The organism is Saccharothrix espanaensis DSM 44229 (genome assembly GCF_000328705.1).
Classification (GTDB): Bacteria; Actinomycetota; Actinomycetes; order Mycobacteriales; family Pseudonocardiaceae; genus Actinosynnema; species Actinosynnema espanaense.
This window is the reverse complement of record NC_019673.1, coordinates 7,784,442-7,799,521: the sequence shown is the minus strand read 5'-3', so window position 1 is coordinate 7,799,521 and position 15,080 is coordinate 7,784,442. Positions and strand designations below refer to the sequence as shown.

Genomic DNA, 15,080 nt, shown 5'->3' with positions numbered 1-15,080 from the left:
GCCGACCCAGGTCCTGGTGCCGTCGTGCCGCCCGGTCCGGGAGGGCTGCCCGGCGGGGCGGTGCCGGACGGGGCCGGGTTGCGGGAGCCGCGCGTCCTGGCCTTCACCGCCGCGCACGGCTCGGGCACCGCTGTGCTGACTGCCGACCTCACGCTGCACGCGCCCACGTCGACGCGGGCCGGCGGCTACCCGGCCGTGCTCACCATCACCGTCATCTAGCGCAGGTTGCACAGCTCCAGCGGCCCGCCGTCGGGGGTCCGGCACGGCAGGTAGCCCGCGTCCTTCATCCGGATGCGGGCGTCGTCGTGCTCGCGGGCGTACTTGATGAACTTGGCCTGCAACGAGTCCTCGGCGGGCTGCACCTTCGTGTACAGGTACTCGACGGTCCAGAACTGGTAGCCCGAGTCGACTCCCGACACCGCGTCGAACACCTTGCCGTCCAACGACAACGCGGTCAGCGTGGCGGTCTTGCGGGCCTCGGTCACCGACGGCGCGTCGGCGTACCCGATGGCACCTTCCACGGTGGCGATCTCGCGCACCACGTCGCTGTTCTTGTCCCGCTCGCAGCGGATCACCTTGGCCTGCGGGTCGCGGTCGGGGGTGCGGCAGTTGTTGGACGTCAGCTTGCCCTCCGTGGTGCCCAGCACGCGCTGCTCGAACAGCTCCCGCGTGCCGGACTCGCTGCCCCGGCCGACGATCCGGATCGGCAGCGGGTCACCGCCGCGCAGCTGCTGCCAGTCGGTGTACTCGCCGCTGTAGATGCCTTGCAACTGCTTCACGGTGAGCGCGTCCAGGTGCACCGAGTCGTGCACCACCACCTGGTAGACGACGATCGCGGCCTGCTGCGCCACGACGTCCCGGGTCTCCTGCTTGCCGTCCGACAGCGCGATCAGCGCCTTGCCCGGCTCGGCCGCGGCGACCGCCCGGACGCCGGCGAGGCTGCCGGTGGCCTCGGTCTCCACGCGCGCCTGCGGGCACGCCTTCGCGTACTGCTCGGCGATGCGGGACATGGTCGGCATGAACACGCTGGACCCCTCGACCCGCAGCGAGCCCGTCCCGCACGACACGGTCGGGTCCTGGGCCTCCGGCGTCCACGCCAGGGTCAGCACCAGCACGCCCGCGAGCAGCGCCGCCAGGCCGCCGGTCAGCCGGGGCAGGGTGAGGAACCGCTCCTGCTTCTCGTCGTGCAGGATGCCCGCGCCGCCGAGGCTGCCCGAGACCTTGACCTCCTTGCCCAGCTCGCCGCTGCGGTTGCCCTCCGGCTCGCGCAGCACCACCAGCAGCTTGAACTTCTGCTTGCGGCGCAACGTCAACCCGTCCAGGCGCACCCCGTGCCACACCGGTTCGGTCAGCGCGGGCGGGCGGTCCGCGCCGGTGCGGAACAGCCGGCTCACGCTCAGCGACATCCGCTCCCGGACGGTGGTCAGCGGCGCGCGGACCTGGCCCTCCTCCCGGCCGAAGAACTGCAGGCTGCGCCGCACCTCGGCGCGCAGCTCCTCGGAGCCGGCCTCGGAGACCCGGGCGTTCCACACCACCCGGCTGCCGAACGTGAACGTCAGCGGCTTGTCGAAGTCGTCGGTGTCGATGTCGTAGGTGCCGGAGTTGCGCACCCGGATGACCACGATCGACATCCGGTCCAGCACCCGCACCAGCTCGCGGAGCTGCGGCGCGTGCGCGTCGGTGCCGTCGTGGAGCTGCTCGGGACCCAGGCCGATCTTGGAGTTGTACAGCACGCGGAACCCGACCCGCTTGCGGCGCACGAAGAGCCGGTCGATGACCGGGGTCGCGAACAACAACGCGATCGCGAGCGCCACCGGGCCGGGACCACCGAGGAAGTCCAGCGCGGACCGCAGCATCTGCACACCGAATTCTCGGTCGCGAGCCGGTCATCGCCCCCGGCGATGGCCCGACGTTCACCGGGACTTCACGCGCCGGCAAGGTGACTAGGGCGCAGTGGTGGACAGGAAGTCCTCCAACGGGACCGGCGTGAGGCCGTCCTGCTCGCACCGGTTCAGGAACGCGACGAAGTCCTCGACGAAACTCTGCCGGAAGTGCATCAGGACGATGTCGCCGGCGTTGAGCTTGCCGCCCGCCTGGAACTGCACCACGCCGTCGTTGACCGCCGCCGTCCACATGACCAGCGCGGAGAACCCGCAGTCGGTGGCCGCGCGCCGGGTGGTGCCGTCGTAGTTGCCGAACGGCGGCCGGAACAGCGTGGGCCGCACGCCCAGTTGGCCCTCCAGGTAGTCGGCGTTGCCGCAGATCTCCTGCTTCTGGAACTCGTAGCCCTTGCCCTGGAGGTTGGGGTGGGTCGCGGTGTGCGCGTGCACCTTGGCGTGGGCCTGGTCCTGGAGCGCCTTGAAGAACGGCGGTCCGTCCTGGACGTGCTTGGTGTTGAGGAACAGCGACGGCCGCACGTTCGACGAGCGCATCAGCTCCAGCGCCGCCGGGTGCCGGACCGCGCCGTCGTCGATGGTGATGAACACGTACGGCTTGTCGGTCTCGATCCGCCGCACCACCGGCAGCAGCCCGTCCGGCGCGGCCGGCACCTTCGCCTGGGCGGAGCCGAACCGGTACGGGTGCTGGAACACCGGCACCGTGACCCCGCCCGGACCGGGCACCGCGGTGGGCGGTGTGGTGGTCGTCACGGTGGTCGTGGTGGTGGTCGCGGTGGACGGCTGGGCCACCGGCTCCGCCGTGCCGCACGACACCGTGACGACGGCCAGGGCAGCCGCCACCGCCGCTCTGATTCTTCGCATGCTGGAAATCCCCCCGTGGGCTCGGCACGCCTGCGGAATCAGGGTGCCTTACCCGATTTTTAGACGCTCCCCGGGTGCTGGGGGTTGCCCCGTGACGACTCTGCGACCGGATTCACCCGGCGGTAGGGTCCCGTCACCCGAGTGTGGAGGACTCCGATGAGCCTTGAGCGCCCCGTCGCTCCCGATCCCTACTCGCTGCTGCCCGCCGTGGCGGCCTTCGACGTGACGTCCGACGACGTGCGCGACGGCGAGACCCTGCCCGACGCCCAGGTGCACGCGGCCGGCGACACCTCGCCGAGCCTGTCCTGGTCCGGGTTCCCGGCCGGCACCAAGAGCTTCGTGGTCACCTGCTTCGACCCGGACGCGCCCACCCCGTCCGGCTTCTGGCACTGGGTCGCGGTGAACCTGCCCGCGTCCACCACCTCGCTGGCCACCGGCGCGGGCGCGTCCGACGACACGCTGCCCGGCGGCGCTTTCCACGTGCGCAACGACTACGGCACCCGGTCGTTCGGCGGTGCCGCCCCGCCGCCCGGCGACCCGGCCCACCGGTACTTCTTCGTGGTGCACGCGGTGGACGTGGACGCGCTGGACGTGACGCCGGACTCGTCGCCTGCCGCGGTGGGCTTCACCCTGGCCTTCCACACGCTGGCCCGCGCGATCATCACCCCGACGTATGCGAGCTGACCCGGGAATGAGCGCCTCGCGTCCGGGGTTCAACCAGGACGTGAGGCACTTCGACCTGGTCATCATCGGTTCCGGCTCCGGCAACTCGATCGCCGACGAGCGATTCGCGGGCTGGGACATCGCGATCGTCGAGAAGGGGGTGTTCGGCGGCACGTGCCTGAACGTCGGGTGCATCCCCACCAAGATGTTCGTGCACACCGCCGACCTGGCCGCCGCACCCGCCGCGGGCGCGCGGCTGGGCGTCGACGCGACCCTGGACGGCGTCCGGTGGACCGACGTGCGGGACCGGATCTTCGGCCGCATCGACCCGATCTCGGCGGGCGGGCGGCGCTGGCGGGCCGAGGAGAACCCGAACACCACCGTGTTCGAGGGCACCGCGCGGTTCGTCGGACCGCGGACGCTGGACACCGGCACCGGCGAGGTGATCACCGCCGACCGGTTCGTGCTCGCCGCGGGCTCCCGCCCGGTGCTGCCCGACGTCGCGGACCTCGCCTCGGTCGGCTACCACACGTCGGACACGATCATGCGGCTCGACGCCCTGCCGAAGCGGCTGACCATCCTGGGCAGCGGGTTCGTCGCGGCCGAGTTCGCGCATGTGTTCTCGTCGTTCGGCGTCGAGGTCACCGTGGTGGGCCGCTCGAACCTGTTGCTGCGCAACGAGGACCACGACGTCGCCGCCCGCTTCACCGAGATCGCCGGGCAGAGGTGGGACGTGCGGCTGGGCCGCAAGGCGGTGCGCGCCGAACGCGTCGACGGCGAGGTGCGGCTGCACCTGGAAGGCCCGACCGGCGACGAGGTGGTGGCGTCGGACGAACTGCTCGTCGCGGTCGGCCGCACGCCCAACTCCGACCTGCTGGACCTGGCCACCGCCGGGATCGACGTGCACCCGGACGGCCGGGTCGTGGTGGACGAGTACCAGCGCACCTCCGCGGCCGGCGTGTGGGCGCTGGGCGACATCAGCTCGGAGCACCAGCTCAAGCACGTGGCCAACCACGAGGCGCGGGTCGTCCAGCACAACCTGCTGCACCCCGGTGACCTCGTGGCCGCGGACCACCGGTTCGTGCCGTCGGCGGTGTTCTCCTCGCCGCAGATCGCGTCCGTCGGGCTGACCGAGGAGCGGGCGAAGGCGCTCGACGTGCGGTACGTGGCGGCCAAGCAGGACTACGCGGCCATCGCCTACGGCTGGGCGATGGAGGACGACACCGGCTTCGCCAAGGTGCTGGCCGACCCGGCGACCGGGCAGCTGCTCGGCGCGCACGTCATCGGGCCGCAGGCGTCGAGCGTGATCCAGCCCGTGATCCAGGCGATGAGCTTCGGCCTGGACGCGCGGTCGATGGCCCGCGGCCAGTACTGGATCCACCCCGCGATGCCCGAGGTCATCGAGAACGCCCTGCTCAACCTCGACCTGGACTGAGCCCGCCGCGCCCCGCCCGGACCTCGGGGCGGGGCGCGGTCCGGGTCACTCCGGCGGGCTCAGCCGCAGGTCCGGGTCCACCGGCGGCTCGCCGTCGAACCGGGCCGAGCCGACCGCGCCCAGGGCGTCGAGGATCAGCGCGATGTCGGTGGCGTTCGGGTCCGCGCCACCGGGCGGCACCTCGAACCAGTCCTTCAGGTCCTCCGGGATCGGGTAGTCCTCCGCCAGGTCCTTGTACAGCTCCGAGCGCCGCCGGGCCTGGTCGCCCAGCTGCTGGTACTCGCGCATCGCCAGGCGCATCCGGATCCAGCGGTAGCGGTCGGTGTCGGCCGCGTCGTCGGCGGTGAAGCGGGTGCGCAGCAGCTCGCCCGCCGCCCTGCCGCGCTCGGCCAGGGCCAGGATCGTCTCCGGGCGCATGAACAGGTTCGTGCCGCCCTCGTGGTCGGCCAGCCGGACCTGCGCGATCCGGCCCCGGTAGCCGGGCAGCGCGGACTGCATCGTGTCCCGCCAGTCCAGCATCGTGTTCAGGATCGACGCCGCGAACCGCCCCACCCCGCCGATCTCGCTCCACGGCGTGCCGGAGGTCGCCGCGTCCTGCTCGGGCAGCCACACCGGCGGCGCGTCCGGACCCGGGTACGGGCCGAGCGTGAGGCCGAACGTCGGCCAGCGCGGCAGCAGCGTGTCGAAGAAGTGGATCGGGAAGTTGCTGGTGATCCCGCCGTCGGAGAACCAGTGCACGCGGGGCAGCGGCTCCGCCCGGCACAGCGGCACCGCCGCGATCAGGCCCGGCAGCGGCATGCTCATCCGCACCGCCAGCGCGACCGGCAGGTCGGCGGGCAGGTCGCGCAGCGCGTCCTCGGGGTGCAGCGGGCACCGGTGCCCGGTCTCGGCGCCGCCGATCGCGCGCACGACCCGTTGCGGCACGACGTACTCCAGGCACCGCTCGCAGTACAGCCAGGGCGCGGCGGGCTCGGTGAACGGCAGCCGGTAGGGGCGGCCCTCGGAGAGGTCCGTGGTCATCAGCACCAGGTTCGTGGTGAGGTGCGAGAACTTCAGGTCGGTGACGCCGGACAGCTCGTCGAGCTCGGTGGTGAACCACTCGGCGATCGGCGGCACCCCGGTCGAGGCCGGCACACCGCACCGCCGGTCCCAGAAGTTCGCCTTGAAGGTGCCCGTGCCCGGCACCAGTCCGAAGTGGACCTTGGTCGCCATCCGGTCGAGGAATCGCTTGGCCCCCAACAGGTAGGTGAGCGCCACCGCGCTCAGGCACGCGAACCCGAGCACCAGCCACCACACCACCGCGACGGCCAGCGACGCGAAGTCCGCCAAGCGCCAGGACATCGCCACCAGCACCGGGACCAGCGGCACGACCAGCAGCAGCGCCGTGCCGAGCCGGCGGGCCCACGCCGACCACCCGGACGTCGTGGACCTGCGGCGGGGCCGCAGCCGCACCACGATCGGCGGCACCGCGACCGCGACCAGCGCGATCACCCCGACCAGCAGCCAGGTCGGCGTCCCGCCCCAGTCGACCGCCAGGAACCACGCGACCGGCCCGACCAGCCACAGCAGGACGGCCAGCGCCAGCGCTGCCTTGGCCCGGAACCCGATCGCGCCGAGCAGGGCGAGGATCAGGCACGTGGTCGCGCTGCGCCCGGTCGTGCCGCGCGACTGCATGGAGGCCGCGACGATCCGGTACAGCTTGCGGGTCGACTCGGCGGGCTGGAAGAGCTGCGCCATCCGCCAGCCGGGCGCGGCGAACCACCGGATCGTCTCGGCGAGCCGGTCGAACCCGCCCCGCTCGCGCCCCTTCTCGGCGGCGGCGGTGAACGCGGCCGCGATGGCCCCGGCCGAAGCCCCGCCCAGCGACCGGAACCGGTAGTGCCGGGCCAGTTCCACCACCGCCCACGGGTAGACCACGCCGCTCGTGGTCCCGCCCCGCATGGTCACGTCGCAGTAGCGGTTGAACTCTTCCCGTTCGTCGGCCTGCTCGTCGGCCATGGGCGACCTCCCTCGCGCCGGACAATGATCGCGCCCGGCGCGGGCGAACGCGCTAGACCGATCGACTGGTCCGCGACCGGGTGCGCCGGGACCGCGCCGCGCGGCACGTCCGTCCGGCCCACCACCGGGCGGCAACCGGCCCCGCGCGGGCCGCGTCCGAAAGCGACGGTCGCCCGCCGATCACCCCGCCCGGAACAGGCCGTGGGCCCGCGCGATGTCGGCGACCTGCTCCGGCGTGCCGGACATGATCGTGCGGACGTTCGCCGTGACGAGGTCGATCGGCCAGTCCCACCACGCCGCGCGCAGCAGCAGGTCGACGCCGTCGTCGGAGTAGCGCTGCTTCACCGGCCGCGCGGGGTTGCCGCCGACCACGGTGTACGGCGGGACGTCGGACGTCACCACCGCGCCGGTGGCGATGATCGCGCCGTCGCCGATGCGCACGCCGGGCATGACGGTGGTGTCGTAGCCGAACCAGACGTCGTTGCCGACGACCGTGTCGCCGCGCGTCCGCATGGTCGTCATCAGGTCGAGGGTGGACTCGGCCCACTGGCCGCCGAAGATCGTGAACGGGAACGTGGAGACGCCGGTGGTCAGGTGGTTCGCGCCGGCCATGATGAACCGGGTGTCGGTGGCCAGGGCGCAGAACCGGCCGATGACCAGCTTCTCCCGGCCGTACCCGTAGAGCACGTTGCGGGTGGCGAACTCCGTCGCGTGCTCCGGGTCGTCGTAGTAGGTGTAGTCGCCGACCTCGATCGTCGGCGAGCCCTCCACCAGGGGCCTGAGCAGCACCACCCTGGGGTGCTCGGGCATGGGGTGCAGGACGGTCGGGCTGGGCGTCACAGCTACTCCTAATCGCAACTCGTGTTGCGTTACCGTGTCACGCCGAGTTGGCTAACGCAACCTCGGTCGCGTTAGGTGCGTCCAGCGGAGCCGTTCGTGCAACTCGTGTTGCGTTTAAGGCGCGGAAGCTGTTAATGCAACTTGGGTTGCGTTAGCATTCGCGGCATTGCACGCGAGAACGGGAGAGCCGTGAGCAACCGACCCGGTGGGCGTTCCGCCCGCGTCCGCGCCGACGTCCTCGACGCCACCTACGCCGAACTCGTCCAGCGCGGCTACCTGGGCATGACCGTCGAGAACGTGGCCGACCGCGCGGGCGTGCACAAGACGACCGTCTACCGCCGTTGGGGCACCGTCGACGTGCTCATCGCCGACGCGCTCGACAGCAGCCGCGACGTCGAGTGGCCCGTCCCCGACACCGGCACGCTCGAAGGCGACCTGATCGCCATCGCCACCGAGGTCGTGGACGTCTTCACCGACCCCGGCCGCAGCGCGGTCCCGGAAGCGGTCGTCACGGCGGCGTTGCAGTCCAGCCGGGCGCGCCGGGCCAAGAAGGACTTCTACGCCGCCCGGCACGCCCAGGCCGCCGTCGTCGTCACCAGGGCGATCCAGCGCGGCGAGGTCCCGGCCGACACCGACCCGGTCGAGGTGGTCCGCCAGACCTGCGCCCCGCTCTACTACCGGATCTTCATCACCGACGAGCCGATCGACCGGGCCACCGCCGAACACGCGGCCCGTACCGCCCTCGCCGCCGCGCGGGCCGGCCTCCTCGCCACGTAGACGTCCCGCTCCGGGCGTCCGGAACCGTGGCCGCACCGCCGCCGGCCGCACGGCCGAGTGGGCCTGGAACCGTTACCAGCGCAGGAATTCCGGGTCCCGTACGCGGCCGACCGTGCGCGACGAAATCACCGTGGTCGGCTACCCGGCCGGCGGTCGGGCACCTGCGCTGAGCACCAGCACGCCGGCCTCCGGGTCCGCGCCCGGCCGCAGCAGCGCGAACCGCCACGGCCGCCCGTCCACGGTCGCCTCCGCCGCCTGGAACTCCAGCACCGCGCGGCACTCCCACCACGGCGCGAGGTCGCCGCGCCGGGACGGCAGGTCCCGCAGCAGCTCCGCGAACCTCGGGTCGTCCGGCGACCGGTCGGCCTGCGCCCGGAACTGGCGGAACACGGTGCGCGCCAACGGTTCCCAGTCCGGGGTGCGGACCCGCCAGGCCGGGTCGGTGAAGGCCAGCACCAGGTTGCGGTCCGGCAGGGCCAGCGCCGTGAACCCGGCGTTGGCCGCCACCACGTCGAACCGCCGGTCCACCACCGCCGCCGGCGTGGCCAGCCCGTCCACCAGCGGCCGCAGCCCGGCCAGGTCGGCGGCCGGGACCTCCGCGCGCAGCCCGGCCAGCGCCAGCACGTGCCGGTGCGCGTCCGCGTCCAGCCGCAACGCCCGCGCGACCGCGTCGAGCACCTGCCGGGAGGTGTCCACCCGGCCCTGCTCCAGCCACGTGTACCAGGCCAGCCCGACCCCGGACAGCGCCGCGACCTCCTCGCGCCGCAACCCCGGCGTCCGCCGCCGGCGGCCCGCCGCCAACCCGACGTCCGCCGGGTCGAGCAGCGCCCGGTGCGCCCGCAGGAACCGCCCCAACTCCTGTCTGGTCGACATGCGCCCGAGCCTATTACCGCCACTAACGGCACAAACCGCTGTCTCGCCCGCTGGACGCGGCCGGGCCAGCATTGGTGCCATGACCTTGTGGCGACGCGACACCGACTCTTCCGACCGCACCGAACCCCGCGTGTACATCAGGGCTTTCGTCCAGCCCGGCACCCTCGACGACGCCATCGGCTTCTACGAGCGGCTTTTGGGCGTCGAGGCCGACCTGCGCACCCCGTACCCGGAGAAGGGGCTGTCCCTGGCGACCGTCGGCGCGTTCCTGATCATCGAGGGCGATGACGAGACCACGCGGCCGTTCCGCGCCACCCACGGCACGCTGCTCGTGGACGACGTCGCCGGCTACCTCGAACGCCTGGCGGCCGAGGGCGCGGTGATCACCGACCCGCCGATCGACGTGCCGACCGGTGTCGGGTTCACCGCGCGCCACCCGGACGGGACGGTGGTCGAGTACGTCCACCACCGCCCGCAGCCGCACGAGCGCTAGACGCGGTCGAGGAACTCGTCGATCTCGGCGAGCGCCCGTTCCCGCACCGGCCCCGCCGACAGGAACAGGTCGTGCATCCCGTTGTCCACCTGGACGACCGTCACGTCCCGGCCGATCTTCGGGGCCCACCGCCGCATGTGCTCCACGTCCAGCACGGTGTCCGCCGTCATCGCCTCGGGCGACCACGCCTTGGCCTTGAGCAGGCTCCGGCCGGAGCGCAGCACCAGGACCGGCACCCGCACGTCCAGCCCCCGGTGCAGCCGGGCCTGGCCCCGGCGCACCGCGCGCAGCCAGCCCGCGAGCACCGGGAACGCCTCGATCGGCTTCCACGTCGTGTCGAAGTCCCACTCGCCGTGGTGGTCGGCGTGGATGCTCTCGCCGTACACCGGGCCCATGCCGCCCTTGAGGACCACCCGCGGCGCGACCCGGCCGATGCCCCGGATGAACGCGGTGCCGACCGTGCGCGTGATCCACGGTTCGGCCAGGTCGAGCCACGGGCTGTTGAGCACCAACGCGTCCAGCACGTCGTCCGCGCGGCGTTCGTCCGCCCACAGCGACGTGATCAGCCCGCCGGTCGAGTGGCCCATCACCACCAGCCGCTCGTGGTGGTCCTCCTCGCGGATCAGCCGCACCGCCGCGTCGATCTCCTCGAAGTGCTCGGCCAGGTCCGTCACGTAGTTCGCGGCCTGGCCGGGCTTGAGGGACCGGCCGTACGCGCGCAGGTCGATCGCGTAGAAGTCGTAGCCGCGCGCGGTGAAGTGCTCGGCGACGTGCTTCTGGAAGAAGTAGTCGGCGAAGCCGTGGACGTAGAGCACGGCACCCCTGGTCGCGGGCTGGGCGCGGCGGCGGACCAGGGTCGCGGTCACGTCCCCGCCGCCCAGCGGCAGCGTCCGGGTCTCGTAGTCGGTACCGAGCACGTCAGCGGTCATCGCGTCAGTGTGCACGCCGATTGCGCCTTTCGGGAGTTGCCCGTCGCGGGTCGTGGCAGTCTGGAGGGCATGAGCGAGGAGATCGAGCGGTCGACGGCGCGTGTTCGTTTCCCGGGCATCAGCCCGCGGGCTTACGAGCACCCGGTCGACAGGGGGGCGTTGGCGGTCTTGCGCGCGGTGCCGGGAATCGGGCCCGTGTTGCAGGCGGTGGCAGGTGCGTTCACTGAAAGGGGTGAACGCCTGATCTACGTGGCGTCCGCGATCCGCGTGGGGCCCAAGCAGTACCCGGACCTGGACCGGATCCGGCTGGAGGCGGCGGCCGCGCTGGACCTCGACCCGGTGCCGGAGCTGTTCGTGCAGCGCGACCCGCAGGTGTACGCGCGGACGCTGGGCATCGACAAGCCGTTCATCGTGCTGTCGACCGGCCTGCTGGAGCTGCTGGACAACGACAGCCGGCGGTTCGTGATCGGCCACGAGATGGGCCACGTGCTGTCCGGGCACGCGCTGTACCAGACGATCCTGTACCGGCTGATGGAGCTCCAGCACGGGCTGGGCTGGATGCCGGCCGGGTTCTGGGCGGTGCGCGCGGTGATCGCGGCGCTGCTGGAGTGGTACCGCAAGACCGAGCTGAGCTGCGACCGGGCCGGGCTGCTGGTCTGCCAGGACCCGGCGGCGGCGCTGCGGGTGCACGTGGCGCTGGCCGGCGGGATGGACCTGTCCCAGGTGGACACCGCCGAGTTCCTCAAGCAGGCCAAGGAGTACGAGCAGGTCGAGGACGTCCGGGACAGCCTGCTCAAGCTGATCAAGACCTGGCGCAGCACGCACCCGATGGCCGTCGTGCGGGCCGCCGAGCTCCAGCGGTGGGCGGCCGGCGAGCAGTACCGGGAGATCCTCACCGGCACCTACCCGCGGCGCGACGACGACCAGCCGACCTCCACCTTCACCGAGGACATCAAGTCCGCGGCGAAGTCCTACAAGGACTCCGCGCAGCGCTCGGAGGACCCGCTGGTCAAGGTGCTCAACGAGGTCGGCGACGTGCTCGTGGGCGCGGCGGACAAGGTGCGGTCGAAGTTCAACGGGCAGTAGGCCGAACGTGTGCAACCCGCCCGGCATTGGGCTGATCGGCCCATGACTGTCGTACGTCCGGTCTAACCTCTGGTCATCGCTTCGATCAGAGGAGGGGCCGTGCGGGCGTTTGTGGTGGCGCTGGTGCTGGCGTTGGCGGGTGCGGGCGCGGCGAGCGCCGACCCCAGGGTGGTGGGTGGCTCGCGGGTGTCGATCGGCGACCACCCGTGGGCCGTGTACCTGGCCGACTCGAGCGGCAATCAGTTCTGCGGCGGGACGCTGGTCGCGCCGACCAAGGTGCTGACCGCCGCGCACTGCACCGGGGCGTTCGCGCCGACGATCGCCCGGGTGGTGGTGGGCCGCGAGGACAAGACCGACGCCCGGCAGGGCGAGGCGCTGCCGGTCGTCGGGGTCTGGCGGCACCCGGCCCACCAGTCGGCCGAGCGCGGCAGCGACGTCGCCGTGGTGACGCTGGGCCGCGCGACCTCCGCGTCACCGCTGGGGCTGGCCGACGACCCGGCGCTGTACGAGGCGGGCACCGCGGCCGTCGCGCTGGGCTGGGGCCGCACCTCCGAGCAGGGCGCGACGTCGCGGTACCTGCGGGGCGTGACGGTGCCGGTCGTGTCGGACGAGTCGTGCGCCGCGTCGTACTCGCTGTTCCGGCCGGAGGCGATGGTGTGCGCCGGGGTGCCCGAGGGCGGGTTGGACACCTGCCAGGGCGATTCCGGCGGGCCGCTGGTCGCGGGCGGGCGGCTGATCGGCGTGACGTCGTGGGGCGAGGGCTGCGCGCGCAAGGGCAAGCCCGGCGTCTACGCGCGGGTGTCGACCTACCGGGCGGCGATCGTGGAGCAGCTTCACACGGCGGGGTGAACATCGAGTTGTGGCGGGCCGGGCGGGTGGCTCCAGTGTCGGGAATGCGGACCTTGATGGCAGTGCTGCTCGCCCTGGTGGTCGTCGCACCGCAGGCCGCGGCGACCCCGGCGGTCGCGGATCCGAGGGTGGTCGGCGGCACGGTTGTCGAGGACGCCGCCGACTACCCGTACGTGGTGGCGCTGGTCCTGCCGGACGGCCGGCAGTTCTGCGGCGGCGCGCTGGTGGGGCCGAACGAGGTGGTGACCGCCGCGCACTGCACGGTCGACACCGAGCCGGGCGACTTCTTCGTGGTGGGTGGCCGGGTCGATCTGACCACGCGGCAGGGCGTGGTGTCCGACGTGGTCCGGATCGAGGTGCAGAAGCAGTTCCAGAACGCCGAGCGCGGCGACGACATCTTGTGGCTCACCACCGCCAAGGCGTTCCCGTACGAGCCGGTCGGCCTGCCGGGGAGCGGCGAGGACCTGTACCGGCCCGGCACGGTGGGCACGGTGCTCGGCTGGGGCCACACCGCCGAGGGCGGTCAGCAGAGCGCGCGGCTGCGTGAGGCGGACATCCCGATCACCTCGGACGCCGCGTGCCGCAAGGCGTACCGGGCCTACGACGAGTCGTCCATGTTCTGCGCGGGGTTCCCGGAGGGCGGGGTGGACTCGTGCCAGGGCGACTCGGGCGGGCTGTTCGTGGTGGCGGGCAAGCCGGCCGGGATCGTGTCATGGGGCATCGGCTGCGCCCGTCCGGACAAGCCCGGCGTCTACACCCGCGTGGCCCACTACGTGTGACGTGGGTCTGACGTGACCGCGAACGGCCCGGTCGCGGGCCGGTGGCTGTGAGCGGGTCAGACGACCAAGCCGACGGACATGGTCAGGAACACGGCGGCGCACACGGCGTCCAGGGCCGTGGTCACGCCGGGCCGGCGCAGCCGCCGCCCCATGCTGCTCGCCGCGAGCACGATCAGCAGCTCCCACACCGCCGCCAGCCCCAGGAAGACCACCGCGAGCAGGGTGAGCTGCGCCGCCGGGCTGCCGGTGCCGATGAACTGCGGCAGGAACGCCAGGCTGAACAGCAGCATCTTCGGGTTGGTGATGTTGGTCAGGAAGCCCTGCCGGAACGGCCGGTCGGCCACGACCGCGCGGTCCTCGTCCTGGGCGGCGTCGCGGCGCAGCAGGCTGCGCGCGATGCTCAGCGCCAGGTAGAGCAGGTACGCCGCGCCGATCCACTTCAGCGTGGTCAGCACCACCGGGTAGCGGGCGATCAGCACGCCCAGGCCGGAGATGACCAGCCCGACCTGCACGGCCGCCGCCGTGTGGATGCCGGCCAGCGCCCACAGGCCGGCCCTGGTGCCGGCCCGCATCGACGTCCGGAGCAGGAGGAAGGCGTCCACGCCGGGCGTGAGCACGACCACCGCACAGGCGATCAGGAACGTCGGTAGCTGGGTGAAGTCCAGGTGCATGGGTTTCCCCTCCCTCAGTGACCGGACAGATGAGCGTGATCTGCCTCACGGGCCGGCAAATTTCCGGCGCTACACGATCCTAACAACAGATTTTCCGGATTTGATACCACCCTGACGCATCCGCTACGGTTCGTGGCCAATCGGACGCACAACGTGATCCACCCGCCGATCGCACTAAGGAAGTGCTCCATGCGCCTGAGCGCACTGGTCCTGGTCACGCTCCTGCTCAGCGCCGCCCCGGCCCAGGCGGTGGTGGGCGGCCGGGAGGCCCCGGACACCCCGTGGGCAGTCGCGCTGTACGACGCGCGGGGCAACTTCTTCTGCGGCGGCGTGCTCGTCGAGGCGCAGAAGGTGCTCACCGCCGCCCACTGCACGATCGAGCACGCCACGCTCCAGGACCGCGACCGGCGGCCCGCCGACCTGCGCGTGGTCGTCGGCCGGCGCGACCTCGACACCAAGGCCGGCCGGCAGGTCGCGGTCCGCGAGATCCGCCGGCACCCGGAGTTCCGCTCCGTGGTCGACGGCGACGACGTGGCCTCGCTCACCCTCGCCGAGCCGGTGCCGTTCCAGCCGCTGCGCGTCGGCGAGGCCCGCGCGGGCGACCTGGCGACCGTGCTGGGCTGGGGCCGCACCACCGAGGGCGCCCCGCCGAGCCGGACGCTGCGCCAGGTGGACCTGCCGGTGCTGGCGGACGCCGAGTGCCGGAAAGCCGTCAACGGTTACCGCCCGGACGCGATGCTCTGCGCGGGCTACCCCCAGGGCGGCCGGGACGCCTGCGAAGGCGACTCCGGCGGGCCCCTGGTGGTCGACGGCCTGCTGGTAGGGGTCGTCTCCTATGGTCACGGCTGCGCGCGGGCGGGTGAGCCGGGCGTCTACACGAGGGTGAGCCGCTACCTCGGCGAACTCTGAGACTGTGGTACCAACGCGG

General features: G+C 72.5%; 16 protein-coding genes. 9 read left to right on the top strand and 7 right to left on the bottom strand.

From position 1 onward, the window contains the following. Window positions 1-24: 24 nt before the first annotated feature. Window positions 25-219, top strand: coding sequence for a hypothetical protein (locus BN6_RS33980; protein ID WP_015104390.1), 195 nt, complete (start codon window positions 25-27; stop codon window positions 217-219). On the opposite strand, the gene BN6_RS33975 is transcribed toward BN6_RS33980, so the two are convergent. Beyond that, window positions 216-1,856, bottom strand: coding sequence for a PstS family phosphate ABC transporter substrate-binding protein (locus BN6_RS33975; protein WP_015104389.1), 1,641 nt, complete (start codon window positions 1,854-1,856; stop codon window positions 216-218). The genes BN6_RS33980 and BN6_RS33975 overlap by 4 nt on opposite strands. A gap of 87 nt (window positions 1,857-1,943) precedes the next feature. After that, window positions 1,944-2,759, bottom strand: coding sequence for a polysaccharide deacetylase family protein (locus BN6_RS33970; RefSeq protein ID WP_015104388.1), 816 nt, complete (start codon window positions 2,757-2,759; stop codon window positions 1,944-1,946). A 156-nt stretch (window positions 2,760-2,915) separates the two neighbouring features. Between BN6_RS33970 and BN6_RS33965 the strand changes: the two genes are divergently transcribed. Both BN6_RS33965 and BN6_RS33960 read left to right on the top strand, forming a co-directional pair. After that, a complete protein-coding gene (locus tag BN6_RS33965; RefSeq protein WP_015104387.1) occupies window positions 2,916-3,443 on the top strand; it encodes a YbhB/YbcL family Raf kinase inhibitor-like protein in 528 nt (175 codons plus the stop codon). Between the two features lie 40 nt (window positions 3,444-3,483). Beyond that, a complete protein-coding gene (locus BN6_RS33960; RefSeq protein ID WP_041319012.1) occupies window positions 3,484-4,857 on the top strand; it encodes a mycothione reductase in 1,374 nt (457 codons plus the stop codon). A gap of 45 nt (window positions 4,858-4,902) precedes the next feature. Here BN6_RS33960 and BN6_RS33955 read toward each other — a convergent pair whose 3' ends face one another. Together BN6_RS33955 and BN6_RS33950 are read right to left on the bottom strand one after the other, a co-directional pair. Next, window positions 4,903-6,855 (bottom strand): patatin-like phospholipase domain-containing protein, encoded by a 1,953-nt coding sequence (locus BN6_RS33955; protein ID WP_015104385.1) that lies wholly within the window; start codon window positions 6,853-6,855, stop codon window positions 4,903-4,905. Window positions 6,856-7,035: 180 nt separating this feature from the next. Next, window positions 7,036-7,665 carry a CatB-related O-acetyltransferase gene (locus tag BN6_RS33950; protein ID WP_063641983.1) on the bottom strand — a complete coding sequence of 210 codons (630 nt, stop codon included), beginning with the start codon at window positions 7,663-7,665 and terminating at the stop codon, window positions 7,036-7,038. A 219-nt stretch (window positions 7,666-7,884) separates the two neighbouring features. Between BN6_RS33950 and BN6_RS33945 the strand changes: the two genes are divergently transcribed. Then, window positions 7,885-8,472: a TetR/AcrR family transcriptional regulator gene (locus BN6_RS33945; protein ID WP_015104383.1), complete on the top strand. Its 588-nt coding sequence runs from the start codon at window positions 7,885-7,887 to the stop codon at window positions 8,470-8,472. A 138-nt stretch (window positions 8,473-8,610) separates the two neighbouring features. Here BN6_RS33945 and BN6_RS33940 read toward each other — a convergent pair whose 3' ends face one another. Then, window positions 8,611-9,345, bottom strand: coding sequence for a helix-turn-helix domain-containing protein (locus BN6_RS33940; protein WP_041315064.1), 735 nt, complete (start codon window positions 9,343-9,345; stop codon window positions 8,611-8,613). A 79-nt stretch (window positions 9,346-9,424) separates the two neighbouring features. Here BN6_RS33940 and BN6_RS33935 point away from each other — a divergent pair, with 79 nt between their 5' ends. Continuing rightward, window positions 9,425-9,838 carry a VOC family protein gene (locus tag BN6_RS33935; RefSeq protein WP_015104381.1) on the top strand — a complete coding sequence of 138 codons (414 nt, stop codon included), beginning with the start codon at window positions 9,425-9,427 and terminating at the stop codon, window positions 9,836-9,838. Here BN6_RS33935 and BN6_RS33930 read toward each other — a convergent pair. Then, window positions 9,835-10,767, bottom strand: a complete 933-nt coding sequence (locus BN6_RS33930) for an alpha/beta hydrolase (protein WP_015104380.1) — start codon at window positions 10,765-10,767, stop codon at window positions 9,835-9,837. The genes BN6_RS33935 and BN6_RS33930 overlap by 4 nt on opposite strands. Window positions 10,768-10,836: 69 nt before the next feature. Between BN6_RS33930 and BN6_RS33925 the strand changes: the two genes are divergently transcribed. The 3 genes from BN6_RS33925 (at window position 10,837) to BN6_RS33915 (ending at window position 13,481) form a co-directional block, all read left to right on the top strand. Next, a complete protein-coding gene (locus BN6_RS33925; RefSeq protein WP_015104379.1) occupies window positions 10,837-11,853 on the top strand; it encodes a M48 family metallopeptidase in 1,017 nt (338 codons plus the stop codon). Between the two features lie 99 nt (window positions 11,854-11,952). After that, window positions 11,953-12,702, top strand: a complete 750-nt coding sequence (locus BN6_RS33920; RefSeq protein ID WP_015104378.1) for a S1 family peptidase — start codon at window positions 11,953-11,955, stop codon at window positions 12,700-12,702. A 44-nt stretch (window positions 12,703-12,746) separates the two neighbouring features. Continuing rightward, window positions 12,747-13,481 (top strand): serine protease, encoded by a 735-nt coding sequence (locus tag BN6_RS33915; protein ID WP_041315061.1) that lies wholly within the window; start codon window positions 12,747-12,749, stop codon window positions 13,479-13,481. Between the two features lie 56 nt (window positions 13,482-13,537). On the opposite strand, the gene BN6_RS33910 is transcribed toward BN6_RS33915, so the two are convergent. Beyond that, window positions 13,538-14,152: a LysE family translocator gene (locus BN6_RS33910; RefSeq protein ID WP_015104376.1), complete on the bottom strand. Its 615-nt coding sequence runs from the start codon at window positions 14,150-14,152 to the stop codon at window positions 13,538-13,540. A gap of 189 nt (window positions 14,153-14,341) precedes the next feature. Between BN6_RS33910 and BN6_RS33905 the strand changes: the two genes are divergently transcribed. Next, a complete protein-coding gene (locus tag BN6_RS33905; RefSeq protein WP_015104375.1) occupies window positions 14,342-15,061 on the top strand; it encodes a S1 family peptidase in 720 nt (239 codons plus the stop codon). Window positions 15,062-15,080: the final 19 nt, after the last annotated feature.